Annotated in this window: 22 protein-coding genes; 16 read left to right on the top strand and 6 right to left on the bottom strand. The window is 67.7% G+C overall.

Going from position 1 to position 24463, the window contains the following annotated elements:
* Positions 1–7: 7 nt before the first annotated feature.
* On the bottom strand, positions 8–832 hold the full coding sequence (locus AWC07_RS18450; RefSeq protein ID WP_036417409.1) for a class I SAM-dependent methyltransferase: 825 nt from the start codon (positions 830–832) through the stop codon (positions 8–10).
* A gap of 272 nt (positions 833–1104) precedes the next feature.
* Here AWC07_RS18450 and AWC07_RS18445 point away from each other — a divergent pair, with 272 nt between their 5' ends.
* The gene (locus tag AWC07_RS18445; RefSeq protein WP_085105183.1) at positions 1105–1905 is read left to right on the top strand and encodes an electron transfer flavoprotein subunit beta/FixA family protein; all 801 of its coding nucleotides are present in this window, start codon (positions 1105–1107) and stop codon (positions 1903–1905) included.
* Between the two features lie 35 nt (positions 1906–1940).
* Complete coding sequence (locus tag AWC07_RS18440; protein WP_036410977.1) at positions 1941–2897, top strand: electron transfer flavoprotein subunit alpha/FixB family protein; 957 nt, start codon at positions 1941–1943, stop codon at positions 2895–2897.
* Between the two features lie 55 nt (positions 2898–2952).
* Here AWC07_RS18440 and AWC07_RS18435 read toward each other — a convergent pair whose 3' ends face one another.
* From AWC07_RS18435 to AWC07_RS18425, 3 genes are all read right to left on the bottom strand, one after another.
* The gene (locus AWC07_RS18435) at positions 2953–3915 is read right to left on the bottom strand and encodes an alpha/beta hydrolase (protein ID WP_036410976.1); all 963 of its coding nucleotides are present in this window, start codon (positions 3913–3915) and stop codon (positions 2953–2955) included.
* Positions 3916–4021: 106 nt separating this feature from the next.
* The gene (locus AWC07_RS18430) at positions 4022–5827 is read right to left on the bottom strand and encodes a flavin-containing monooxygenase (protein WP_036410975.1); all 1806 of its coding nucleotides are present in this window, start codon (positions 5825–5827) and stop codon (positions 4022–4024) included.
* Complete coding sequence (locus tag AWC07_RS18425; RefSeq protein WP_036410974.1) at positions 5820–6458, bottom strand: TetR/AcrR family transcriptional regulator; 639 nt, start codon at positions 6456–6458, stop codon at positions 5820–5822. Before AWC07_RS18425 ends, AWC07_RS18430 begins: the two co-directional genes overlap by 8 nt.
* 129 nt (positions 6459–6587) lie before the next feature.
* Here AWC07_RS18425 and AWC07_RS18420 point away from each other — a divergent pair, with 129 nt between their 5' ends.
* The 5 genes from AWC07_RS18420 to mnmA all read left to right on the top strand — a co-directional run bounded on the left by AWC07_RS18420 (position 6588) and on the right by mnmA (position 11741).
* On the top strand, positions 6588–7454 hold the full coding sequence (locus AWC07_RS18420) for a GNAT family N-acetyltransferase (RefSeq protein WP_036410973.1): 867 nt from the start codon (positions 6588–6590) through the stop codon (positions 7452–7454).
* The gene (locus AWC07_RS18415; RefSeq protein WP_036410971.1) at positions 7454–8275 is read left to right on the top strand and encodes a lysophospholipid acyltransferase family protein; all 822 of its coding nucleotides are present in this window, start codon (positions 7454–7456) and stop codon (positions 8273–8275) included. The genes AWC07_RS18420 and AWC07_RS18415 overlap by 1 nt, the downstream gene beginning before the upstream one ends.
* A 205-nt stretch (positions 8276–8480) precedes the next feature.
* On the top strand, positions 8481–9374 hold the full coding sequence (locus tag AWC07_RS18410; protein WP_085105182.1) for an amidohydrolase family protein: 894 nt from the start codon (positions 8481–8483) through the stop codon (positions 9372–9374).
* A 94-nt stretch (positions 9375–9468) separates the two neighbouring features.
* The gene (locus AWC07_RS18405; RefSeq protein WP_036419974.1) at positions 9469–10650 is read left to right on the top strand and encodes a cysteine desulfurase family protein; all 1182 of its coding nucleotides are present in this window, start codon (positions 9469–9471) and stop codon (positions 10648–10650) included.
* Positions 10647–11741, top strand: a complete 1095-nt coding sequence (mnmA, locus tag AWC07_RS18400) for a tRNA 2-thiouridine(34) synthase MnmA (RefSeq protein WP_085105187.1) — start codon at positions 10647–10649, stop codon at positions 11739–11741. The genes AWC07_RS18405 and mnmA overlap by 4 nt, the downstream gene beginning before the upstream one ends.
* On the opposite strand, the gene AWC07_RS18395 is transcribed toward mnmA, so the two are convergent.
* Positions 11738–12367 carry a sensor domain-containing protein gene (locus AWC07_RS18395; RefSeq protein WP_036411908.1) on the bottom strand — a complete coding sequence of 210 codons (630 nt, stop codon included), beginning with the start codon at positions 12365–12367 and terminating at the stop codon, positions 11738–11740. The genes mnmA and AWC07_RS18395 overlap by 4 nt on opposite strands.
* Positions 12368–12438: 71 nt before the next feature.
* Here AWC07_RS18395 and AWC07_RS18390 point away from each other — a divergent pair, with 71 nt between their 5' ends.
* The 3 genes from AWC07_RS18390 to AWC07_RS18380 all read left to right on the top strand — a co-directional run bounded on the left by AWC07_RS18390 (position 12439) and on the right by AWC07_RS18380 (position 16859).
* Positions 12439–13476, top strand: a complete 1038-nt coding sequence (locus tag AWC07_RS18390) for a uroporphyrinogen decarboxylase/cobalamine-independent methonine synthase family protein (RefSeq protein ID WP_036411909.1) — start codon at positions 12439–12441, stop codon at positions 13474–13476.
* A 106-nt stretch (positions 13477–13582) separates the two neighbouring features.
* Positions 13583–15670 carry an NAD-dependent DNA ligase LigA gene (gene ligA, locus AWC07_RS18385; protein ID WP_036411910.1) on the top strand — a complete coding sequence of 696 codons (2088 nt, stop codon included), beginning with the start codon at positions 13583–13585 and terminating at the stop codon, positions 15668–15670.
* Between the two features lie 34 nt (positions 15671–15704).
* Positions 15705–16859 (top strand): LLM class flavin-dependent oxidoreductase, encoded by a 1155-nt coding sequence (locus AWC07_RS18380; protein ID WP_036411912.1) that lies wholly within the window; start codon positions 15705–15707, stop codon positions 16857–16859.
* 22 nt (positions 16860–16881) lie between these two features.
* Here the strand turns inward: AWC07_RS18380 and AWC07_RS18375 are convergent, their stop codons facing one another.
* Entirely contained in the window at positions 16882–17538 is a 657-nt protein-coding gene (locus AWC07_RS18375) for an ACT domain-containing protein (protein WP_139829768.1), read from the bottom strand.
* A gap of 103 nt (positions 17539–17641) precedes the next feature.
* Here AWC07_RS18375 and gatC point away from each other — a divergent pair, with 103 nt between their 5' ends.
* The 6 genes from gatC to AWC07_RS18345 all read left to right on the top strand — a co-directional run bounded on the left by gatC (position 17642) and on the right by AWC07_RS18345 (position 24123).
* Positions 17642–17941, top strand: coding sequence for an Asp-tRNA(Asn)/Glu-tRNA(Gln) amidotransferase subunit GatC (gene gatC / locus AWC07_RS18370; RefSeq protein ID WP_036411916.1), 300 nt, complete (start codon positions 17642–17644; stop codon positions 17939–17941).
* Positions 17938–19431, top strand: a complete 1494-nt coding sequence (gatA, locus tag AWC07_RS18365; RefSeq protein WP_036411917.1) for an Asp-tRNA(Asn)/Glu-tRNA(Gln) amidotransferase subunit GatA — start codon at positions 17938–17940, stop codon at positions 19429–19431. The genes gatC and gatA overlap by 4 nt, the downstream gene beginning before the upstream one ends.
* A 108-nt stretch (positions 19432–19539) precedes the next feature.
* Positions 19540–20571, top strand: coding sequence for an ATP-dependent 6-phosphofructokinase (locus tag AWC07_RS18360; protein ID WP_036411949.1), 1032 nt, complete (start codon positions 19540–19542; stop codon positions 20569–20571).
* Positions 20572–20997: 426 nt separating this feature from the next.
* Positions 20998–21906 (top strand): MinD/ParA family ATP-binding protein, encoded by a 909-nt coding sequence (locus tag AWC07_RS18355; protein ID WP_051507906.1) that lies wholly within the window; start codon positions 20998–21000, stop codon positions 21904–21906.
* A gap of 51 nt (positions 21907–21957) precedes the next feature.
* The gene (gene gatB, locus AWC07_RS18350; protein ID WP_036411919.1) at positions 21958–23478 is read left to right on the top strand and encodes an Asp-tRNA(Asn)/Glu-tRNA(Gln) amidotransferase subunit GatB; all 1521 of its coding nucleotides are present in this window, start codon (positions 21958–21960) and stop codon (positions 23476–23478) included.
* A gap of 48 nt (positions 23479–23526) precedes the next feature.
* Positions 23527–24123 carry a flavin reductase family protein gene (locus AWC07_RS18345; protein ID WP_036411922.1) on the top strand — a complete coding sequence of 199 codons (597 nt, stop codon included), beginning with the start codon at positions 23527–23529 and terminating at the stop codon, positions 24121–24123.
* Positions 24124–24463 lie beyond the last annotated feature (340 nt).

Here is a 24463-nt window from a genome sequence, read left to right as displayed (position 1 = left end):
GGTGCGGTCACGGCCGCACCGCGATTGCGATCAGGTCCAGGCTGTCTTGAATGTCGGGGCCGTCGTCGTGGGTCACCATGTCGAAGTCGGCCGTGGTGACCGCCGCGACGTCTGCCACCAGCTCGGCAGGCCACGGCGCGTCGGCGACTGCCCGCGCGATCTGGGCATCGATGATCGAGCCGCCGTGGCGGGCATCCATCTCGCGCAACCGCGGCCCGTGAAACAACCCGTACATGGCCACCTCGGTGAAGCCCGCGTCGACCAGCAGCTCGGTGAGTTCGTCGGCGTTGAGCTCGCGGGTGTGGAAGGGATTGATCGGAGTGTCGCGGCCGGGGGAGAAGGTGATCCGATTTGGCGTGGACACCATCAGCAGGCCCGACGGGCGCAGCACCCGGGCGCACTCGCGAACGAACCCGCCTTGATCCCAGAGATGCTCGATGACCTGGAAGTTGACCACGACGTCCACCGACGCGTCGGGCAGCGGCAGCTCGGCCAGGTTGGCCTGCATCACGTCGACCCGGGGATAGCGGCTGCCGACATGTGCCACGGCGGCCTCGTCGTAGTCGATCGCGATCACCCGACGGGCCACCTCGGCGATCAGGTCGGCACCGTAGCCTTCGCCGCACCCGGCTTCCAGCACGTCACGGCCCGCGCAGCGCGGCGCCAGCCGCTGATAGACGACCTCGTGGCGGCGGAACCAGTAATTCTCGACGTCCAGGTCGGGGATGGTGCGTTCACCCGTCAAGGTGAGCACCGTCGGGCTCGTCGGAGAGACCGCCGGCGGGGAGGCGGTCGGGGTGTTTCGGGGAAGGCCGGGGACGAATGCGCTCATTGTTAAGGCAGGCTAACCCGTACCGCCTGATTCGCGAACCGCGCACCGGTTACGGGCGGTCCGACGGGGATGCGAAGCGTACCGACTAACCAGCTACGGCATCCCCGTTTGCCGGGGTGACCGGGCAATCCGGCAAATACGACCCGCTATGGTGTGAGGGCAAACCGCAAAAAGTTACCGTCTAGTAACATGCCGGTGCGGTTGCGAACCGCGTGACCGAGGTCCGGCGGCCGAGCGCTGCCGGACGCCTTCGAGGAGGACGAGCCACACTCATGACAAACATCGTGGTCCTGATCAAGCAGGTCCCGGATACCTGGTCGGAGCGCAAGCTGACCGAGGGTGACTGGACGCTCGACCGTGAGGCCGCCGACGCGGTCCTGGACGAGATCAACGAGCGCGCTGTGGAAGAGGCGCTGCAGATCCGGGAGCGGGAGGCAGCCGACGGCGCCGAAGGGTCGGTGACGGTGCTGACCGCGGGCCCCGAGCGTGCCACCGAGGCGATTCGCAAGGCGTTGTCCATGGGCGCCGACAAGGCCGTACACCTCAAGGACGACGGCATGCACGGCTCCGATGTCATCCAGACCGGGTGGGCGCTGGCGCGTGCCCTGGGCACCATCGAGGGCACCGAGTTGGTGATTGCCGGCAACGAGTCCACCGACGGCGTGGGCGGCGCGGTGCCGGCCATCATCGCCGAGTATCTGGGCCTGCCGCAGCTCACCCACCTGCGCAAGCTGTCGGTCGAGGGCGGCAAAGTCATCGGTGAGCGCGAAACCGACGACGGTGTGTTCACCCTCGAGGCCACCCTGCCCGCGGTGGTCAGCGTCAACGAGAAGATCAACGAGCCACGCTTCCCGTCCTTCAAAGGCATCATGGCCGCCAAGAAGAAAGAGGTCACCGTGCTGACCCTGGCCGAGATCGGTGTCGAGGCCGACGAGGTGGGGCTGGCCAATGCCGGGACCGCGGTGTTGTCCTCAACACCCAAGCCGCCTAAAACGGCGGGTGAGAAGGTCACCGACGAGGGCGAGGGCGGCAACCAGATCCTGCAGTACCTGGTCGGCCAGAAAATCATCTGAACCAGCGCAATTCCGAGACGAGAGCGATACAACCCATGGCTGAAGTACTGGTGCTCGTTGAGCACGCTGAAGGTGCGCTGAAGAAAGTCACCTCCGAATTGATTACCGCCGCCCGGGCGCTGGGCGAGCCGGCGGCCGTTGTGGTCGGTGCCCCGGGCACCGCCGCGCCGCTGGTCGACGGACTGAAGGCGGCCGGTGCCGCCAAGATCTACGTCGCCGAGTCAGATGTCGTCGACCAATACCTGATCACCCCGTATGTCGACGTGCTCGCGGCACTGGCCGAGTCCTCGGCCCCGGCCGCCGTGCTGGTGGCCGCCACCGCCGACGGCAAGGAGATCGCCGGCCGCCTCGCCGCCCGGATCGGGTCCGGCCTGCTCGTGGACGTGGTGGACGTCAAAGAGGGTGGCAAAACCGTGCACTCCATCTTCGGTGGCGCGTTCACCGTCGAGGCGCAGGCCACCGGCGACACCCCGGTGATCTCGGTGCGCGCCGGCGCCATCGAAGCGCAGCCGGCCAACGGTGCGGGTGAGCAGGTCAGCGTGGAGGTGCCGGCTCCCGCCGAGAACGCGACCAAGATCACCTCCCGCCAGCCCGCGGTGGCCGGCGACCGGCCGGAGTTGACCGAGGCCACCGTCGTGGTGTCGGGTGGCCGCGGTGTCGGCAGCGCCGAGAACTTCAGCGTGGTCGAGGCGCTGGCCGACTCGCTGGGGGGTGCCGTCGGCGCCTCCCGTGCCGCCGTCGACTCCGGCTACTACCCGGGCCAGTTCCAGGTCGGTCAGACCGGCAAGACGGTGTCGCCGCAGCTCTACATCGCGCTGGGTATCTCCGGAGCGATCCAGCACCGCGCGGGCATGCAGACCTCCAAGAACATCGTCGCGGTCAACAAGGATGAAGAGGCGCCCATCTTCGAGATCGCCGACTACGGCGTGGTCGGCGACCTGTTCAAGGTCGCTCCGCAGCTGACGGAGGCGATCAAGGCCCGCAGGGGCTGATGGCCCCGAGCCGCCCGCCAGGTCACTCGCGATCCTGGCGGGCCGGCAACGCGTCTTAGATTGTCTGCAGCCGCCGTACGCGGTCGGCGATCACCCGTCGGGATACGGCGGCGTTGGGAGCCATCCCTTCGAATGCGTGCGGACAACCGGGATGCACATGCAATTCGGTCGGGACGCCGGCGGCGGCCAGGCGGCGCGCGTAGGCGATGTCCTCGTCCCGGAAGATGTCGAGGTCGCCCACGTCGATGTAAGTGGGCGGTAGCCGCGAAACATCGCTGGCCCGCGCCGCAGCCGCATAGCAACTGATGCCGTCGGTGCCGGCTTTCTCGCCCAGCAGCGCCTGCCAGCCGGTGACGTTGTCGTCATAGGTCCAGGTGACGAACGGCACCAGTTCGGGGTTCGGTAGCGCGGTGCGATCGTCGAGCATCGGATAGATCAACAGCTGCTGGGCGATTGCGGGACCACTGCGATCGCGGGCCATCAGGCACACCGCGGCGGCCAGCCCGCCGCCGGCGCTGTCTCCCATCACGGCCACCCGGGCCGGATCGACGCCCAGTTCGCCGGCGTGGCCCAGCAGCCATCCCAACGCGGCAAAGCAGTCGTGCACCGGGACCGGGTGCGCAACCTCCGGTGCGATGCGATAGTCGACGACCAGCATCGGTACACCGGAGTCGGCGACGTAGCGCCGCGCGAGCCAGTCGTACAGGCCACCCAGTTCGCGCATGCCGAAAATCATTCCGCCACCATGCAAATAGAGCACCGCACTACCGGGTGGTTGCTCAGTCGTCGCGTGGTACCAGTGCAACGCCACCGCGGCACCGTCGTCGGTGTCCATCGCATGGTGCTGCACTGCTACGCCGGTGATGAGCGGACGGGTCGCGATGAGTTGGGCCACCGTGCGCTCGCTGTTGGCTCTTCGGGTCGCGACATCGCCCACCGGCGGCGGCTCGGATTCGGCACCGCCCGTGTTCAGCAACGCCAACTCGGCGAGCACCTCCGGATCGATCTGCAGGCCCACGGCGATCAGGCGCGAACCGGGTCGGTGGTGAAGTCGGCGACCAGGGGGTCGATGGTGCTCCGGGCGCCGGGGGAGTCGTACCGCGAGGCGTCGTAGCCGGCGCCGATCATGACGCGACCTCCTGGTCGGCGGGCGCCGAAATCCGCATGGCGAGGCCGTCGAGCTGGCCTGCCTCCCGCCAAGCCGTGAGGATGTCGGCGTATTCCGTTGGGCTGCCGAAGAAAAAGCTGTCCTGCCGCAACCTGTCGCTGATTTGGCCCTCGCGGTTGTAGTAGCCCGGGGTGCACGCCTCGCGCCGTCCGGCTATCACGGTCGAGCGCTGCACGACGGTGTCCACCCACCCGGCTTCGGCCTTGGCGGTGGCCTCCACCTCGGTCACGTCGTGCCGCAGCGCCCACGCGATCACCCAGGCCACCTGCTGGGACTGGGTGTCGATCAGGTAAGGAAAGTTCACGGTAAAGCCGGACTGGGCAATGCTTTCGATGAAGCAGTTCGGAAAGCCGTGAACGTGCAGGCCGTGGAAGGTGCGGATGCCGTCGGCCCACTTGGCGGTCAACGTCAGGCCGTCACGACCGATCACCTCGAAGCCGGTTCGCTGGGAATACTCGGTTCCGACCTCGAACCCGGTGGCGAAAATCAAACAGTCGAGCGGGTATTCGACGCCGTCGACGACGACACCCTGCTCGGTGATCTGCTCGACACCCTGCCCGTGGGTATCGACCAGGGTGACGTTGTCGCGGTTGAAAGCTTGCAGGTACTCGTCATGGAAGCAGGGCCGCTTGCAGAAATATCCGTACCAGGGCTTGAGCGCCTCAGCGGTGGCGGGATCGGCCACGATCCCGTCGATGCGTGCGCGGATCTCTTCCATCTTCGCGAAGTCGGCCAACTCCAACGGCGATGCCTGACCGGGCACCGCGGATGCGTTGTGGCGCACGATGGGCAGCTTCTTGGTCAGGCTGGTCCACGCGTCGTCGACCAGGTCTTCGTCGGATTCGCCTCCCGCGGTAAGGATTTGGAAGTTCTCGATGCGATGCCGTTGCCAGCCCGGCTGCAGCGAACCCGCCCAATCCACATCAGTCGGCCGATTGGCCCGTACGTCCACCGTTGAGGGGGTGCGCTGGAAGACGAACAGCTGCTGCGCGGCCTCGGCCAGCCGGGGCACGCACTGGATCGCCGTCGCGCCGGTGCCGATAATGCCCACCCGCTTGTCGGACAGCCGCTCGAGGTTCTTGCCGGTGTAGCTGTAATCCCAGCGGCTGGTATGAAAAGCGTGGCCGCCGAACGTTGTTATGCCGTCGATGCCGGGAAGCTTCGGCTTCTGCAGGTACCCGTTGGCCATCGCCACGAACCGGGCGCGGATCGTGTCATGGCGGTTGGTGGCGATCACCCAGCGGGAGTCGCTTGGGTCCCAACGGATCTCGGCGACCTCGGTGTTCAGCCGCGCGTTGCGGTACAGGTCGTAGTGCTCGGCGATGCGCCGGCAGTGGGCGAAGATTTCGGCTCCCTTGACGTACTTCTCGGTCGGGACGTAGCCGAGCTCCTCGAGCAGCGGCAGGTAGATGTAGGACTCGACGTCACAAGCGATGCCGGGGTAGCGATTCCAGTACCAGGTGCCGCCTACGTCGGCCGCCTTGTCGATCAGCCGGATATCGTCCACGCCGAGTTCTCGGCACCGCGCACCGATGAGCAGTCCGCCGAAACCGGCGCCGATGATCGCCACGTCGGTCGTTTCGGTGATCGGATCGCGGGAAAAGCCGGGATCTGCCCACGGGTCGTCGCCGAAGCGGGCGAATGCGCCCGCGACTTCCAAATATTGACGTATGCCGTCCGGGCGCAGGCGCTTGTCGCGTTCCTGTTGGTATTTGGCGCGCAGCGCATCGGGGTCGAATCCGTTCCCGGCGAACTCAGTCATGGTCGACCTCTCGACTGTCTTGGGTGTCTTGGGGTTCTGCGGCCAGCCCGCGGCGTACCAACCGCAGGTAGGCGTCGACGACTTCTGCCTCCCGGCCCGCGTCGGTGACCAGGTCCTCGAGGAACCGATGGGCGCCGACCAAAAAGTGTGCCTGCGCGGCGATCTCGACGTCGTTCATCGCCCGGACCGAGCCGGCCGCGATGCCGTCGCGCAGCCGCGCCGAAATCAGCCCGACCCAGGCGTTGATGCCCTGGCGATACAACTCGGGCTCGAGAAACCTGATCTCGTCGACCAACCGGATGTGCCTGGGATTGCTGCGCACGTAGTCGACATAGGCCAGCAAGCCGGTGCGGTGACGTTCGAAGAAATCACCGCCGTGCTGCGGGGGTTGCTCTTCGAAGGCGGCCAGCCGCGCGAAGAAATCCGACATGAGCTTGCGCATCGTCGCACGCAACAACTCGGCGCGCGAACCGAAGTGGTAGTGCAGGTTTCCCACCGCGGTATTGGCCCGCGCCGCGATTCCGGTCACCGATGCCCGGTGCAGTCCGCGTTCACTGGCCTCGGCCAGTGCGGCGTCCAGAATCGAAGCGCGCGTCCGGTGGCGCTTTGCGTATCCGGGAACGTGGGCCATGGCACAAGATACTGAATCAATTTTCAAAATTCGGCAAGGATCGGTGCTGCGACATGTTGTCACCTGACGTGCACCGGCCCGTCACAGCGCCGATGCCGATTAGCTGACCGGCTGCGCCACGTTGGTGACATGAGCATCGCATCTGTCCTCATACCCAGCGACAAACCGCACGGTCCGGCGACCGGATCATCCTCGGGGCCACGCTATTCCCTGTTGCTGACCACCGACGACGCTTTGATCGAGGCCGCGCAACAACTTCGATACGACGTCTTCAGCAGCACGCCCGGGTTCGCGGTGCCGTCGGCGATCGATCACCGCGATGTCGACCGCTTCGACGAGTACTGCGACCACCTGCTGGTCCGCGACGACGACACCGGTGAGCTGGTGGGGTGCTACCGGATGTTGCCGCCGGCGGGCGCCATCGCCGCGGGAGGTCTGTATACCGCCACTGAATTCGACGTGCGCGCATTCGACCCGCTGCGGCCGTCGTTGGTCGAGATGGGCCGCGCGGCGGTGCGCGACGGTCACCGCAACGGCGCGGTGGTGCTGCTGATGTGGGCGGGCATCCTGGCCTACCTGGACCGGTGCGACTACGACTCCGTGACCGGCTGCGTGTCGGTGCCTATCGACGGAAACGGCCCGGAGCGCTCGGAAGGTCACGCACCCGGTAGTCAGATCCGCGGCGTGCGCGACTTCGTGCGGGTCCGGCACGCGGCGCGGTACCGGGTATACCCCTACCGGCCGGTGCGTATCGGCGGCAAGGGCCTGGACGATATTGCCCCGCCGCGGCGTCCGACGGTCCCGCCCCTGATGCGTGGCTACCTGCGGCTGGGTGCCCGGGTATGCGGCGAGCCCGCGCACGACCCGGCCTTCGGGGTCGGCGATTTCTGCGTGCTGCTGGACAAGCGTCACGCCGATACCCGCTACCTGAAACGGCTGCGGTCGGTGGCGGTGGCCTCAGAGATGGCTGGCGGGATGGCCGGCGGGGCTCGCTGATGAACAGTGCCGGGCACTGCTGGCTTCCTCGCGCATCATGTGATATCAGCTGCGTGGGCCTGGGCGACACCGCCGGTTGTGCGCGGCTGCGGGTAGCGCTGCGCCTCACGCTGGCGCTGCTGTTGGCGCCGGGCCTGCCCCTGCTGGGTGTGCCGCTGCCCGGTCGCGCCCACGTGCAACGCGCCTATTGCCGGTTGGTGTTGCGCTGTTTTGGCGTCCGGATCACCGTGTCGGGCAACCCGATTCGCAACCTGCGCGGCGTCCTGGTGGTCAGCAATCACATGTCGTGGCTGGACGTCTTCGCTATCGGTGCGGTGTTGCCCGGGTCGTTCGTCGCCCGTGCCGACATGTTCAGCGGACCCGCGATCGGGATGCTGGCCCGCCTGCTGAAGATCATCCCGATCGAGCGGGCCAGCCTACGCCGGCTTCCCGAGGTGGTTGACACCGTCGCCCGCAGGTTGCGCGCCGGTCAGACTGTCGTGGCCTTCCCGGAGGGCACCACCTGGTGCGGGCTGGCGTCGGGGAGCTTCTACCCGGCGATGTTTCAGGCCGCCGTCGATGCCGGGCGCCCGGTGCAGCCCCTGTGGCTCACGTATCACCGCGTCGACGGCAGCGTGTCGACCACTCCCGCCTACGTGGGCCACGACACGTTGGCACGGTCGGTGTGCCGGGTGCTGGCCGTGCGCCGCACGGTGACCCGGGTGCATGTCGGGTCCCTGCAACTGCCGGGTACCGATCGCCGAACGTTGGCCGCACGGTGCCGGTATGCGGTGCATGCGGGGGCGCAGCTCCCGGGTCACCGGCCGGCACTGGTGGCTTGAGGGCCTCGAGGGCAGCGCCCGGGCGAGCCGAAGCCAGCCGAACGTTTCACGGGGGAGCCCACTGGGCCCGCCATCGACGCGACACTTAACCGGTTGCGACGACACGCCGAGAACCGCGGCAACAGGGTAAGTTTCGGCAGAGCGTGCCGTTCGCTGCCCAACCTTGTCGCGGAAGGGGAAGACGTTGCCCGACGGGATCATTGACATGTGGGCGCCCATCGTGCCCGCTGCCGAGATCATCGACGACTTGTGTGCCGGCTTCCCGCCCGAACAACTCCCGTATCTCGAGGTGTTCACCAAGACCCCGGTGACCGCCGAGCAGTTCAACTCCTACGCGGAATCGCTTCGGCGTAGCGACGATGCCATCCTTGCCCAGCTCGATGCCGCCGGCATCCGCCAGAGTCTCATCACCGGCTTCGACGAACGCTCCACCTGCGGCGTGACGTTCGTGCACAACGAGTCAGTGGCCGCGCTCGCCGCCCGACACCCGGATCGGTTCATCCTGTTCGCCGGGGCCGACATCATGGGCGGCGCCGCGGCGCTCGACCAATTCGAGCACTGGATCACCGACCGTGGATTCCGCGGACTCAGCCTGCGGCCCTTCATGATCGGTCGACCGGCATCGGACCCCGCATACTTCCCGTACTACGCCAAGTGTGTCGACCTCGGAGTGCCGCTGAGCATCCACACTTCGGCCAACTGGACCCGGACCCGGCCCAGCGACCTCGGGCATCCCCGGCACATCGACGACGTCGCGGGCCGCTTTCCGGAACTGACCATCGTGATGAGCCACGGCGGCTACCCATGGGTGCTCGAGGCATGCCTGATCGCCTGGAAGCACCCCAATGTGTACCTCGAACTCGCCGCGCACCGGCCCAAGTACTTCGCCGCACCGGGGGCCGGTTGGGAGGCCCTGATGCGATTCGGGCAGAACACGATCCGCCACAAGGTGCTCTATGGCACCGGCGGGTTTCTGCTGAACCTTCCGCATCGCCAACTCTGCGACGAGATGCGGGCACTGCCGTTGGATCCGAGCACCCTCGAGCACTGGCTCTGGCGCAACGCCGCCCGGTTGCTCGGACTGTCCGACGCCGATTAGGGGGTGCGCGCAGTCCTGGTCGCCGGCCCGCCCCCGTTGCATGCTGCCCAGAAATTCCGGGTCTTCGGGCCCGGCCGGTATCGTGGGCCGGGTCATGGTCTACCTGGATCACGCCGCCACCACCCCGATGCACCCCGCCGCCATCGAGGCGATGACGGTCGCGCTCGGCGCCGTCGGCAATGCGTCGTCGCTGCACACCGCCGGACGTGCGGCGCGCCGGCGGATCGAGGAATCCCGGGAGCTGATCGCGGACAAGCTCGGCGCCCGCCCCTCGGAGGTGATCTTCACCGCAGGCGGTACCGAGAGCGACAACCTGGCCGTCAAGGGGATCTACTGGGCGCGCCGTGACGAGCAGCCGGGCCGTCGGCGCATCGTCACCTCGCAGGTGGAACACCACGCCGTACTCGACGCGGTGGACTGGCTTGTCGAGCACGAGGGTGCGCAGGTGAGCTGGCTGCCCACCGCTGCCGACGGCTCGGTGTCGGCCACCGCGCTGCGCGAGACGTTGCAGAGCCATGACGACGTCGCGCTGGTGTCGGTGATGTGGGCCAACAACGAGGTCGGCACCATCATGCCGACCGCCGAACTGGCCGCCGTCGCCGCCGAGTTCGGCGTGCCCATGCACAGCGACGCGATTCAGGCGGTGGGACAGGTACCGGTCGACTTCGGCGCGAGCACGTTGTCGGCGATGAGTGTGGCGGCGCACAAGTTCGGCGGTCCGCCCGGCGTCGGCGCGCTGTTGCTGCGCCGCAACGCCGCCTGTGTGCCGTTGCTGCACGGCGGTGGCCAGGAACGCGATATTCGGTCCGGTACTCCCGACGTCGCCGGTGCGGTCGGAATGGCCGCTGCGGCGGCCGTCGCCGTGGACGGATTGGAGGCCAACAGCCCCCGGCTGCGGCTGCTGCGGGATCGGCTGGTCGAGGGGGTGCTCGCCGAAATCGACGATGTGCGTCTCAACGGTGCCTGCGGCGCGATGCGGCTTCCGGGCAACGCGCACTTCACCTTCCACGGCTGCGAAGGCGATGCGCTGCTGATGTTGTTGGACGCCAACGGGATTGAGTGTTCGACTGGATCGGCCTGCACCGCCGGCGTGGCCCAGCCGTCGCACGTGTTGATCGCGATGGGGGCCGACCCCGCCAGCGCCCGCGGGTCGTTGCGTCTTTCCTTGGGGCACACCAGTGTCGACGCGGATGTCGATGCGGCATTGCGGGTACTGCCCGCGGCCGTCGCCCGCGCTCGCGGAGCCGCCCTGGCCGCCGCGGGAGCCTCGTGGTGAAAGTCCTCGCCGCGATGAGCGGCGGCGTCGACTCCTCGGTCGCGACCGCCCGCATGGTCGATGCCGGACACGACGTGGTCGGCGTGCACCTCGCGCTGTCGACGGCACCGGGAACGCTGCGCACCGGATCGCGGGGCTGTTGCTCCAGAGAGGACGCCTCGGACGCGCGCCGGGTCGCCGATGTACTCGGAATACCGTTCTACGTCTGGGATTTCGCCGAGACGTTCAGCGCCGACGTGATCGACGACTTCGTGTCGTCCTACGGTCGCGGAGAAACCCCCAACCCCTGCGTCCGATGCAATCAGCGGATCAAGTTCTCGGCACTGTTGACCCGGGCGCTGGCGTTGGGTTTCGACGCGGTGGCCACCGGCCACTATGCCCGGCTGTCAGGCGGACGGCTGCGCCGCGCCGTCGACCGCGACAAGGACCAGTCCTACGTGCTGGCCGTGCTGACCGCGCACCAGCTGCGCCATGCGCTGTTCCCGATCGGAGACACTCCCAAGCCGCAGATTCGGGCGGAGGCGGCCCGCCGCGGCCTGGCGGTTGCCGACAAACCCGACAGCCACGACATCTGCTTCATTCCCTCCGGCGACACCCGGGCATTCCTCGGTGCGCGCATCGGCGTTCGCCGGGGCGTCGTCGTCGATGCGGGCGGCGCCGTGCTGGCCACCCATGACGGTGTGCACGGGTTCACCATCGGCCAGCGCAAAGGCCTTGGTATCCCGGGCCCCGGTCCCGACGGCCGCCCGCGCTACGTCACCGCGATCGACGCCGACACCGGGACTGTCCGGGTGGGTGACGTGTCCGAACTCGACGTGCGCGCGCTGACCGGACGAGCACCGGTGTTCACCGCTGGAGCCGCACCGGTGGGTCCGGTCCAATGCGCGGTACAGGTGCGTGCTCACGGTGAAACCGCAAGTGCGACAGTAGAATTGGCTGACGATGAGCTGATGGTTCGATTGCATGCGCCGCTGCGCGGGGTGGCCCGCGGCCAGACGGTGGTGCTCTACCGGCCGGATCCCGGCGGTGACGAGGTGCTCGGCAGCGCCACTATCGCGGCCACGTCGGCCTGCTCGTCCGCAGTGACTTAGTGCGGCACGTTGGCGGCCATGTTCGTCATCAGGATGTCGGGCACCGATTCGGGGAAACCGCAGAAGGTGACTTCCAGCAAGGTCACCGACAGGACGCGGTAGTCGCGGCCGCAGTCGCCGGGCCGGATGTGCAGCGAGTCGCCGTCGACATGCCACGTGCTGACCAGCAGCGAGCCACTGGAACTAGTTGCGCAACTTCCCACGGTCGCCACCAGCGCGTCGAAGGCGTGCCGGGCGATGTCGGGCGCCCGATACACCGCGGCGCCCTCGGAGATCAGGGCACCTTCGGGCGGGTCCTGGAAGGTGATCTTGTGGAACCCTGCGATGTCGGGCCCGAAGATTGCCGTCTCGGCGTAGATGAACCGGCATTCCCGGGGCAGGGTGTCTGCGAGGGCGTCGATGTCGACCGGGTGTTTGCCGTCCGTCGACGGCACGATCGTCAGGTCGTCGCCGGCGCCGGTGATCGCGCGCATCCTCGACTGGTCCAACAGCACCGCGTCGACGTTGAGCACATCCAGCGGGTAGGCGCCATACGGGGGCAGCACCTCACCGTCCACCACGCGTGTGCACGCCGCCGTCAGCGCCACCGCGCAGCACCACAGCAGCGGCCGGATCCGTCTTCCCATCAGCCACCCTTCTGTGGTTGCAACCTACCCGCGCGCCCCGCGGCTAAACAGCCCTCGAATACGGTTGACAAGTGAGTGTTTTCGCGCCGGCTTTCGCGCCGCCGTTCGCAAGGGCCACCGGCATCGGATCCTGGCCCGGCACGGCGGCGCGGCCGGCCGCCGAGGTCGTCGTCGGCGAGCTGGCCGATGCGCTGGCGCACCTCGTCGAGCTGCCCGCCAGGGGAGTGGGCGCCGACATGCTCGGGCGGGCCGGCGCCTTGCTGGTCGATTTGGCCGTCGACACCGTGCCGCGCGGCTACCGCATCGTCGCCCGGCCCGGCGCGGTGACCCGCCGAGCGGTCAGCATGCTCAACGAAGACATGGACGCCCTCGAAGAAGCCTGGGAGACCGCCGGTCTGCGGGGCACCGGGCGCGTGGTCAAGGTGCAAGCGCCCGGACCGATCACGCTGAGCGCGGGGCTGGAGCTGGCCAACGGTCACCGGGCGATCACCGACCCTGGCGCCGTGCGTGACCTGGCGGCGTCGCTGGCCGAAGGCGTCGCCGCGCACCGCGCTTCCCTGGCCCGCCGGCTCGACACGCCGGTGGTGGTGCAATTCGACGAGCCGTCCTTGCCGGCGGCCCTGGGCGGCCGGCTGACCGGAGTAACCGCCCTGAGCCCGGTGGCCCCGCTGGACGAGACGGTGGCCGAGGCGTTGCTCGACACCTGCTCCGCGGCCGCCGGCGCGGACGTCATGGTGCACAGCTGTGCGCCACAGCTGCCGTGGGAGCTGTTGGCGCGCAGCGCTATTGGTGCGGTGTCGGTGTATGCCGGCACACTGCGCGCGGCGGACCTGGACGGCATCGCGGCCTTCGTCGAGTCGGGCCGCACGGTGGTGCTGGGCGTGATTCCTGTTGCCGCTCCGATGCGGCCGCCGTCGGTCGAGGAGGTGGCGGCCGAGGTGGTCGCGGTGACCGATCGGCTCGGCTTCGGTCGGTCATTGCTGGCCGAGCGCATCGGCGTCAGCCCGGCCTGTGGCCTGGCCAGCGCGACGCCGCAGTGGGCCCGCGCCGCCATCGAGCTTGCCCGCAAGGCTGCCGAGGCGTTCGCCGAGGACCCGGACGCCATCTGATTTCGACTGACCTCCGCGAGATTGCCGTCCTGATTGAGCCTAAGCCGACACGCCACGACCGTCACGGCAATCTCGGCGTGTCAGCGTGCTCAGCTAGCCTGCCAGGGTGAGTTCGTCCGAAGCCGACACCACGCCGCCCGACGTGTTGCATCAATGGCAAGAGCTGGCTGAGGAGGTCCGCGAACACCAGTTCCGCTACTACGTGCGCGACGCGCCGATCATCACCGACGCCGAGTTCGACGAGTTGCTACGCCGGCTGGAAGCGCTCGAGGAACAGTATCCGGAGCTGCGCACGCCCGATTCGCCCACGCAGCTGGTCGGCGGCGCCGGCTTTGCGACGGAGTTCGAGCCGGTTGACCACCTGGAAAGAATGCTCAGCCTCGACAACGCGTTCAGTGCCGAGGAACTCGGCGCCTGGGCCACCCGCATCCACGCCGAAATCGGTGACGCTGCCAGCTACCTCACTGAACTCAAGATCGACGGGGTGGCACTGTCGCTGGTTTACCAAGGAGGCCGCCTGACCCGCGCCTCCACCCGGGGTGACGGCCGCACCGGCGAGGACGTCACGCTGAACGCCCGCACCATCGACGACGTTCCGGAACGGCTGCGTGCCAGCGACGACTACCCGATTCCCGACGTCCTCGAAGTCCGCGGCGAGGTGTTCTTCCGGGTCGCCGATTTCCAGGCGCTCAACGCCAGCCTGGTCGAGGAGGGCAAGGCGCCGTTCGCCAACCCCCGCAACAGCGCGGCGGGCTCGTTGCGCCAGAAGGACCCCGCCGTCACGGCGCGGCGGCGGCTGCGGATGATCTGTCACGGGCTGGGCCACACCGAGGGATTCCGCCCCGTCAGCCTGCACCAGGCGTACCTGGCGCTGCAAGCCTGGGGGTTGCCGGTTTCCGAGCACACCACGCTGGTCAACGACATGGCCGCGGTACAGGAACGCATCGACTACTGGGGTGAGCATCGCCACGAGGTGGACCACGAAATCGACGGCGTGGTGGTCAAAGTCGACGAGGTGGCGCTGCAGCGCAGGCTGGGTGCCACGTCGCGGGCCCCGCGCTGGGCGATCGCCTACAAGTACCCACCCGAGGAGGCGCAGACCAAGCTACTCGACATTCGCGTCAACGTCGGTCGCACCGGGCGGGTCACGCCGTTCGCGTTCATGACACCGGTGAAGGTCGCCGGGTCAACGGTCGCGCAGGCCACGTTGCACAACGCTTCGGAGGTCAAACGCAAGGGGGTGCTGATCGGCGACACGGTGGTGATCCGCAAAGCCGGCGACGTGATCCCCGAGGTGCTGGGACCAGTGGTCGACCTGCGCGACGGGTCCGAACGCGAATTCGTCATGCCCACAACATGTCCCGAGTGCGGCACCGCGCTGGCCCCGGAGAAGGAGGGCGACGCCGACATCCGCTGCCCCAACTCCCAGCGTTGCCCGGCGCAACTGCGGGAGCGGGTGTTTTACGTCGCCAGCCGCAGTGCGCTGGATATCGAGGTGCTGGGTTACGAGGCGGGTGTGGCGCTATTGCAGGCGAAGGTGATCGCTGACGAGGGCGACCTGTTCGCGCTCACCGAACAGGACTTGCTGCGCACCGAGCTGTTTCGGACCAAGGCCGGCGGGTTGTCGGCCAACGGCAAACGGCTGCTGGCCAACCTCGACAAGGCCAAGGCCGCACCGCTGTGGCGAGTGCTGGTGGCGCTGTCGATCCGCCATGTCGGGCCGACGGCGGCTCGCGCGCTGGCCACCGAATTCGGCACGCTCGATGCGATCGCTGCGGCGTCCGCCGAGCAGTTGGCCGCCGTCGAGGGCGTGGGACCAACCATTGCCGCCGCGGTCGCGGAATGGTTTACCGTCGACTGGCATCGCGAGATCGTCGATAAGTGGCGGGCTGCCGGGGTGCGGATGGCCGACGAGCGCGACGAGAGCGTGCCGCGCACGCTGGCCGGGTTGACCGTCGTGGTCACCGGCTCGCTGGCCGGCTTTTCCCGCGACGAGGCCAAGGAGGCGATCGTCGCGCGCGGCGGCAAGGCTGCCGGTTCGGTGTCGAAGAAGACGTCGTTCGTCGTCGCCGGAGATTCTCCGGGTTCGAAATACGACAAGGCCGTCGAACTCGGCGTGACCATCCTCGACGAAGACGGCTTTCGCAAGCTATTGGCCGAGGGCCCTCCCGACCCCGAAGCTGTACCGGAGTGAGCGGCGCACGGGTTGACCTGGGGCGCAAAGGATCATGACAAACTCGGCGATCTCGGTGGGCCTGCAGATCGGGACGCAGCCGCCATTGAGCGGTGCTCGGGTGTTATTGCTTGCGGCGCGGGTGGCACGGCTGGAGTCGGTGATGCTCATCGACCACTTCCAGAGCGGCGTGCCCCGCGCCATCTGGAACAAAGACCTCACCTGGCTGGCAGCGCAAGATCAGAGCCCACACGAGTTTTATGACTACCAGGTTCTCTTGGGCTATCTCGCGTCGCGAGCCGGGCGACTGCGCTTGGGCGTCGGCGTGACCGAGGCGATTCGGCGTCACCCCGTTCTCATCGCCCAGGCGATGCTGACGCTGTCTCATCTCACCAGGCGCGCGCCCATCCTGGGCATCGGCGCGGGCGAGCGCATGAATATCGACCCGTACGGACTCGACTTCTCCGAGCCGGTCACCCGACTGGAGGAGGCTCTGCAGGTGATCCGGCTATGCCTGTCGGCGCGAGGGCCAATAACATTCTCCGGCAAGCATTTTCGGCTCGACCGGGCGACCATGGACCTCGAGGCGCCGCGCGGGCGGGTACCGCAGATCTGGGTCGGCGGACACGGTCCGCGAATGCTACGGCTCGCGGGACGCTACGGCGACGGGTGGTATCCCGTCTCGGTGGTCTCGCCCCAGGAGTATGCGGCCAAGCTGGCGGCGGTGCGGGCGGCGGCGGCCGAGGCTGGGCGAGACGCAGAGTTGATCACGCCGGCGCTGCATCGCTTCGCGGTGATCGGTGCGACCGAGCGGGAGGCGCGGGCGATGCTCGACACAAAGGCCATCCGGTTGCTTGGGCTGGCTGCGCCCGCCGATGTGTGGCGGCAGGCCGGGGCCGTGCACCCGCTCGGGGCGCACTTCGATACGTTGGTCGACTTCGTGCCCGACCGCCACGGTCGCCGGGCGATCGAGCAGGCCATCGCCGCCGTGCCGGACGCCGTGATGACCGAGGGGCCTTTGCTGTGGGGAACTTCGCGGCAGGTGGTGGCCAAGCTGCGGGCCTTCGGCGACGCGGGTATGCGCCACGTAGTCCTGGCACCCGTATCCGGTCTGGTGTCCCGGCGTGCGGCTCGCTACGGGCTATGGGCCACCGTGCGGATCGCCCGGTCGCTTACCAGCCGGCGAGGCCACGGGGCGCCTCGCGGCTGACAAGCCGCCGGTGAGCAACGGGTCAGCGCAGCATGGTCGCCACGATCCCAGCCAGATAGCCCAGTCGGGCCACCTCCGAGGGCCGGAATTCCGGGCCGGGCCGGCCCAGCACCACCGCCGTGTGCGGGTCGCCCAAGGGTGCGGCCACCATCGTGGTGTCCATGTCACGCCAGGCCTGCGGCACCCAGTCGGCGCCACCGTCGAGCGGCACGGCGCGCTCGATGGGCAGCCAGGGCGCCGAATCGGCACGGGTTTCGGGGGCGCCCGGACTGCCGGCAAGCCGGTGCAACGCGCCCTGGGAGCTGTGCAACACGGTGCACCAGCTCACCCGCAGCACCCTGGGCGCCTCGTTGGCAAGTACTTGCAATCGGGACGCGTTGTCGCGCGCCGCGGCGACGTGGTCGAGCAGCTCCAGCTCGCGATGCGCTTCCAGCAGCCCGGTGTGTGGGCGCAGACTGTCCACTCGGACGCCGGTCAACGACTCGGCGGCGGTAATCAGCCGATCCGGCATCGCGCCCGGGGGTAACTCGACCACCAGGTCGTCGATCGCGTACCCGGCGCTGCGCTCGACGACGTCCAGCGACAGGATGTCCGCGCCCACCGAGCCGAGCGCAACCGCCAGCGACCCCAGGCTGCCTGGACGGTCGACCAGCTCGATGCGCAACAGATACGACGGCACGGCCAACACTGTTACACAGCGACGCGCGCGGGGCATGTCGGCAGGGACGCGCTCGCCGGACCAACCCGGCCCCGCCGTGCGTTCACGGTTAGGCTTTTCGCTCGTGTCCCAGATCTCCCGCGACGAGGTGGCCCACCTGGCCCGGCTGGCCCGGCTGGCGCTCACCGACCATGAGCTCGACCACTTCGCCGGTCAACTCGATGCCATCTTGGCGCACGTCAGCCAGATCCAGGCCGTCGACGTCACCGGCGTCGAGGCCACCGACAACCCACTCAAGGACGTCAACGTCATGCGCCCTGACCAGATCGCGCCGTGCCTGACGCAGGAGCAGGCGCTGGCCGCGGCGCCGGAGGCCGTTGACGGCCGCTTCGCCGTCCCGCAGATCCTGGCGGACGCCGAGTGAGCGACATCATCCGATCCGACGCCGCCACGCTGGGCGCCAAGATCGCCGCCAAGGAGCTGTCGTCCACCGAGCTCACTCAGGCCTGCCTGGACCAGATCGCGGCAACCGACGACCGCTACCACGCCTTTCTCCACGTGGGCGCCGACCAGGCCTTGAGCGCCGCGGCTGCCATTGACAAGCAGGTGGCCAAGCAGGTGGCCGCCGGCGAACAGCTGCCGTCGCCGCTGGCCGGCGTGCCGCTGGCGCTCAAGGACGTCTTCACCACCATCGACATGCCCACCACCTGCGGTTCGAAGATCCTGGAGGGCTGGCGATCTCCTTACGACGCCACCTTGACCGCGCGGTTGCGCGCGGCCGGGATCCCGATCCTGGGCAAGACCAACATGGATGAGTTCGCGATGGGCAGCTCGACCGAGAACTCCGCCTACGGTCCGACCCGCAACCCATGGAACGTCGACCGGGTGCCCGGCGGCTCGGGCGGTGGCAGCGCCGCGGCGTTGGCCGCATTCCAGGCGCCGCTGGCCATCGGGTCCGACACCGGGGGATCAATCCGCCAGCCGGCCGCGCTGACCGCGACCGTCGGCGTCAAACCCACCTACGGCACGGTGTCGCGCTACGGGCTGGTGGCCTGCGCGTCGTCGCTGGACCAGGGTGGCCCGTGCGCGCGCACCGTGCTCGACACGGCATTGCTGCACCAGGTGATCGCCGGCCACGACCCGCGCGACTCCACTTCCGTCGACGCCGCGGTGCCCGATGTGGTCGGTGCCGCGAAGGCCGGGGCGTCCGGCGACCTTCGCGGAGTGCGCATCGGGGTGGTCAAGCAGCTCCGGGGTGAGGGCTACCAGCCGGGAGTGCTGGCGTCGTTCCAGGCCGCGGTCGAGCAGCTGACCGCGTTGGGTGCCGAGGTCAGCGAAGTCGACTGCCCGCATTTCGACCACGCGCTGGCCGCCTACTACCTGATCCTGCCGTCGGAGGTGTCGAGCAACCTGGCCCGCTTCGACGCGATGCGCTACGGGCTGCGGGTCGGCGACGACGGCAGCCACAGCGCCGAAGAGGTGATGGCCATGACCCGCGCGGCCGGTTTCGGCCAGGAAGTCAAGCGGCGCATCATGATCGGCACCTACGCGCTGTCGGCCGGCTACTACGACGCCTACTACAACCAGGCCCAGAAGGTGCGCACGCTGATCGCCCGCGATCTCGATGAGGCCTACCGATCGGTCGACGTGCTGGTCTCGCCAGCGACTCCCACCACCGCGTTCCCGCTGGGGGAGAAGGTCGACGACCCGCTGGCGATGTACCTGTTCGACCTGTGCACATTGCCGCTGAATTTAGCGGGACATTGTGGCATGTCGGTGCCGTCGGGGCTGTCCCCGGACGACGGGCTGCCGGTCGGGTTGCAGATCATGGCGCCCGCCCTGGCCGATGACCGGCTCTACCGGGTGGGAGCCGCCTACGAGGCCGCTCGCGGCCCGCTGCCGAGCGCCATCTAGGCGCCATCTAGGCGCGAGCAGACGCGGAATCGCACAGTTCGCCCGCTTTTGGTGCGATTCTGCGACTGCTCGGCGCCACGGGCCGGGCCCGCGGTGCAAGATGATGGCATGCGGATTGGACTTCTCACGGGAGGCGGCGACTGCCCCGGCCTCAACGCCGTCATCCGGGCCGTGGTGCGCACCTGCGATGCCCGGTACGGCTCGTCGGTGGTCGGGTTCCAGGACGGGTGGCGCGGGTTGCTGGAAAACCGGCGCATGCAGCTGCGCAACGACGACCGCAACGACCGGCTGCTGGCCAAAGGCGGAACGATGCTGGGCACCGCCCGCGTGCACCCGGACAAACTGCGCGCCGGCCTGAACCAGATCATGCAGACCTTGGACGACAACGGCATCGACGTGCTGATCCCGATCGGCGGGGAAGGCACGTTGACCGCCGCACACTGGCTGTCGGAGGAGAACGTTCCGGTGGTCGGCGTGCCGAAGACCATCGACAACGACATCGACTGCACCGACGTGACTTTCGGCCACGATACGGCGTTGACGGTGGCGACCGAAGCCATCGACCGGCTGCACAGCACCGCCGAATCCCATCAGCGGGTGATGCTGGTAGAAGTGATGGGCCGCCACGCCGGCTGGATCGCGCTGAACTCCGGTCTGGCCTCCGGTGCTCACATGACGCTGATCCCCGAGCAGCCCTTCGACGTCGAGGAGGTGTGCCGGCTCGTCAAACAGCGCTTCCAGCGCGGCGACTCGCACTTCATCTGCGTGGTCGCCGAAGGCGCCAAACCGGTCGCCGGCTCCATCCAGTTACGCGAAGGCGGGATCGACGAGTTCGGCCATGAGCGGTTCACCGGGGTGGCCGCGCAGCTGGGCGCCGAGGTGGAGAAGCGGATCAACAAGGATGTCCGGGTGACCGTGCTGGGCCATGTCCAACGAGGTGGGACACCGACGGCCTACGACCGGGTTCTTGCCACCCGGTTCGGTGTCAACGCCGCCGACGCCGCACACGCGGGCGAATACGGCCAAATGGTGTCGCTGCGCGGACAAGACATCGGCCGTGTTCCTCTGGCGGACGCGGTTCGCCAACTCAAGCTGGTGCCGCAGAGCCGCTACGACGACGCCGCCGCGTTCTTCGGCTGACATCGACGTTTCGCACGGATCGCTCGACATTCGTCGAACATCCGGTAGCGAGGGCTGAACGCCGGGCTAAATCTTGTTTGACGGTTGCTTGCATTTCCGGAATCCTGCGCATTTGCGGTTTCCGCGCAAATCAGCCCGGCTATACCGTGAGGTATGAGCAACCGCGATCCGGGTCGCGGGGACCTGCCTCAGGCCGCGCCGCCGGTGCCGCGATCGGCGCCGCCGGACCGGCACACCGCCCCGCCCTGCCGGCGCCCTCCGGCCGATTGGGCGTCCACCACGGTCCCGTCCACCACGGTCCCGCGCGTCTACCGCCGCAATATCCCTGCCTACCGTTCGTCCCCCGCTGCGCCGTGGTCGACAGGTCGGACCCCCGCGGCGACACCGGTCGCCCCGCCGTCTCCTCGTGAACGGGCTCCGGGTGGGATGGCACTTGATGTTCTTGACGAGCGGCACAACGACGACACCGGCGGTTTCAGCTGGCGAGACCTGATCTGGCGCATATGCCGCAAAGACTTTGGCCCCGGCAAAGGGCCGGCATACGAACGTGAGCTGTGCGAGCGCGTCCGCGCCCTGGTCGGAAGCGCGTTTCCCATTGCCGTGCTCAACCTCAAAGGCGGGGTCGGCAAGACCGCGGTGGTCGAGGCACTCGGCTCGACTTTCGCGCAGGTGCGCAACGACCGGGTGGTCGCCGTCGACATCGACGGCGGCGACTTGTCCGATCGGCATGGCCGCCGTAGCCGGCTGAATATGGTGGACCTGCTCATGGACGATTCGGTCACAAGATATCCGGACGTGCGGGCGCATACCTATATGAACAGCAGCGGGCTGGAAGTGCTCGGCCTGCCCGAATATTCGAAGAGCAATTGGCGAGTGGAACGCAGCGACGTCGTCAAAGTGTTTTCCATTCTGCGCAAGCATTACTCGGTGGTCCTGGTGGACTGCGTCAAGGCGCTCGAGTCCAGCGCTATGGAAGCGGTGTTGCCGGAATCGCGGGCCCTGGTGGTCGTCACCAGCACCTCGATCGACGCGATACGAAAGACCAGAATCACGCTGGAGTGGTTGCGCAACAACGGGTATCAGCAGCTGCTCACGACGACGGTGTTAGCGCTCAACCACACCGAGCCGGCCCGGCCGAGCACTGTGGCCGGTAAGGAGCTCGAGCAGTTGTCGGTCGACGTGGCGGCCACGGTGGTCCTGCCGTTCGACCGGCACATCCATGCGGGCAAAGAAATAGGTCTGGACCGGTTGAGCAAGGAAAGCCGGCGCGCGTACCTGGAGCTGACGGCCACGTTGGCGGACATGTTCCCAAAGCGGGTCCCAAAGCGGGTTTAGTGGCAGATGTCCGGCTCCGGGGGTCTCCCGGTCGGCACTAGGATCGAGCCCATGACTGCTGCCGCCCGGGCTTCAGGGGCTGACCTGCTGGACTTCGACGACGTCGTCGCCCGCTTCGATCCGGTTCTCGGTCTGGAAGTTCACGTTGAGCTGTCCACCGCGACCAAGATGTTCTGCGGCTGCGCCACGGCGTTCGGTGCGGAGCCGAATACCCAGGTATGCCCGGTGTGCCTGGGGCTGCCCGGTTCGTTGCCCGTGCTCAACCGGGCTGCGGTCGAGTCGGCGATCCGCATCGGCTTGGCGCTGAACTGCGAGATCGTTCCATGGTGCCGCTTTGCCCGGAAAAACTACTTCTACCCGGACATGCCGAAGAATTACCAGATTTCGCAGTATGACGAGCCGATCGCCATCAACGGTTACCTCGAAGCGCCGCTGGAAGACGGCACCACCTGGCGAGTCGAGATCGAGCGTGCTCACATGGAGGAAGACACCGGCAAGCTGACCCACATCGGCAGCGAGACGGGCCGCATCCACGGGGCGACGACGTCGCTCATCGACTACAACCGTGCCGGCGTGCCGCTGATCGAGATCGTGACCAAGCCCATTGAGGGAGCCGGAGAACGTGCGCCGCAGGTCGCCCGCGCCTATGTGACCGCTTTGCGAGACTTGTTGCGGGCGTTGGACGTATCCGACGTGCGGATGGACCAGGGGTCGATGCGCTGCGACGCCAATGTGTCGCTAAAGCCCAGGGGTACAACCGAATTCGGCACCCGAACCGAAACCAAGAACGTCAACTCGCTCAAGAGCGTCGAGGTCGCGGTGCGCTACGAGATGCAGCGTCAGGCCGCGATCTTGGTGGCCGGCGGCCAGATCACCCAAGAGACCAGGCACTTCCACGAGGCCGGCTACACCAGCCCCGGCCGCACCAAGGAGACCGCAGAGGACTATCGGTATTTTCCCGAGCCCGATCTGGAGCCCGTCGCACCCAGCCGCGAGCTGGTCGAGCAACTGCGCCAAACCATTCCTGAGTTACCGTGGTTGAGCCGCAAGCGGATTCAGCAGGAATGGGGCATTTCCGACGAGGTGATGCGGGATTTGGTGAACGCCGGCGCGGTCGAATTGGTCGCCGAGACCGTCAAGCACGGAGCCTCCAGCCAGGAGGCGCGCTCGTGGTGGGGGAACTTCCTGGTGCAGAAGGCCAACGAGGCGGGTATCGGGCTGGACGAACTGGCCATCACGCCTGCCCAGGTCGCAGCCGTCGTCCGGTTGGTCGAGGACGGCAAGCTGTCCAACAAGCTCGCCCGCGAGGTCGTCGAAGGTGTGCTGGCCGGAGAAGGCGAACCCGAGGAGGTGATGGCTGACCGTGGCTTGGAGCTGGTCCGCGACGACTCGCTGACCCAGGCCGCGGTCGACGAGGCACTGGCCGCCAATCCCGATGTGGCTGAGAAGATTCGGGGCGGCAAGGTGGCTGCGGCGGGTGCGATCGTAGGCGCGGTGATGAAGGCTACCCGCGGGCAGGCCGACGCGGCCCGGGTGCGCGAGCTGGTGTTGGCGGCCTGCGGTCAGGGTTAGCCCCGGCTGCCGGTTCGCCGACTGGTCTCTACGAGTTCGCTACGAAAGCTGTCGAAAGGCGTCGCGGCGATTCATGATGTTGAGGTGATCGATGAATCGTTCGATGACCTGATGACGATGCTGGATTCCCCGGTATTCGTAGTGACCACCCAGGCCGATGGTCACCCTTCGGGTTGTCTGGTCGGCTTCGCCACTCAAACGAGTGTGCAGCCCCCGAGTTTCATGATCGGCATGCCCAGGAGTAACCGCACCGCCGAGGTGGCCGGCCGATCTGACCATGTGGCGGTGCACTTGTTGGCGCAGCACCACCGCGCCCTGGCCGAACTGTTCGCCAGCCAAACGGGGGACGACAAAGACAAATTCGCTCGCTGCCCATGGCGCGCCGGCCCGTTTGGGATGCCGATTCTCGATGACGCGGTGGCGTGGTTCGTCGGCAGGACAGCAAGTCGCAGCGATGTCGGAGATCACGTGTGCTACCTGCTGGAGCCCGTGAGCGTCTGGGCTCCCGAATGCTCCGAAGAACTGCTTTACCTCTCCGACATCGACGACCTCGACCCCGGTCACGAGGAACCGACAGGGCGGTTCTACGGACCTACTGAGGTGACCCGTCGATACGGCGTGAGGTTCACCCTCGACGTGCCCTAAGCAGCCCTGATCACGTCGTTACCTCAGTGACATCGTCAGCCGCGTTAATCACATTGGCCACATGAGTCTCTGAGTGGGGCGATGCGCAATGTGCCCACCTGACCGGAAATTCAGGCTGACCACGAATGCTGCTGTCAACGATGTCCTCTTGCGCACACCTTGGCTCTGTTTTCGGCACGCCGATACCGCACCTTCGCTCAAACCTGTTGTGATGGCGGGCGTTCGGGTATGTCTCACGTGCTCACCGGCTGTCATGCCGCCGCATCGTGTGTGCGGTGACGGCTTTGACTGTGTATGTGGGGCGGCCACATCCATGATCGGCCGCCCTGACGGCACAGTC

The sequence above is a fragment of the Mycobacterium gastri genome (genome assembly GCF_002102175.1).
GTDB lineage: Bacteria > Actinomycetota > Actinomycetes > Mycobacteriales > Mycobacteriaceae > Mycobacterium > Mycobacterium gastri.
Note: the sequence above shows the minus strand (reverse complement) of the source record. Positions and strands in the feature narration are given on the sequence as shown.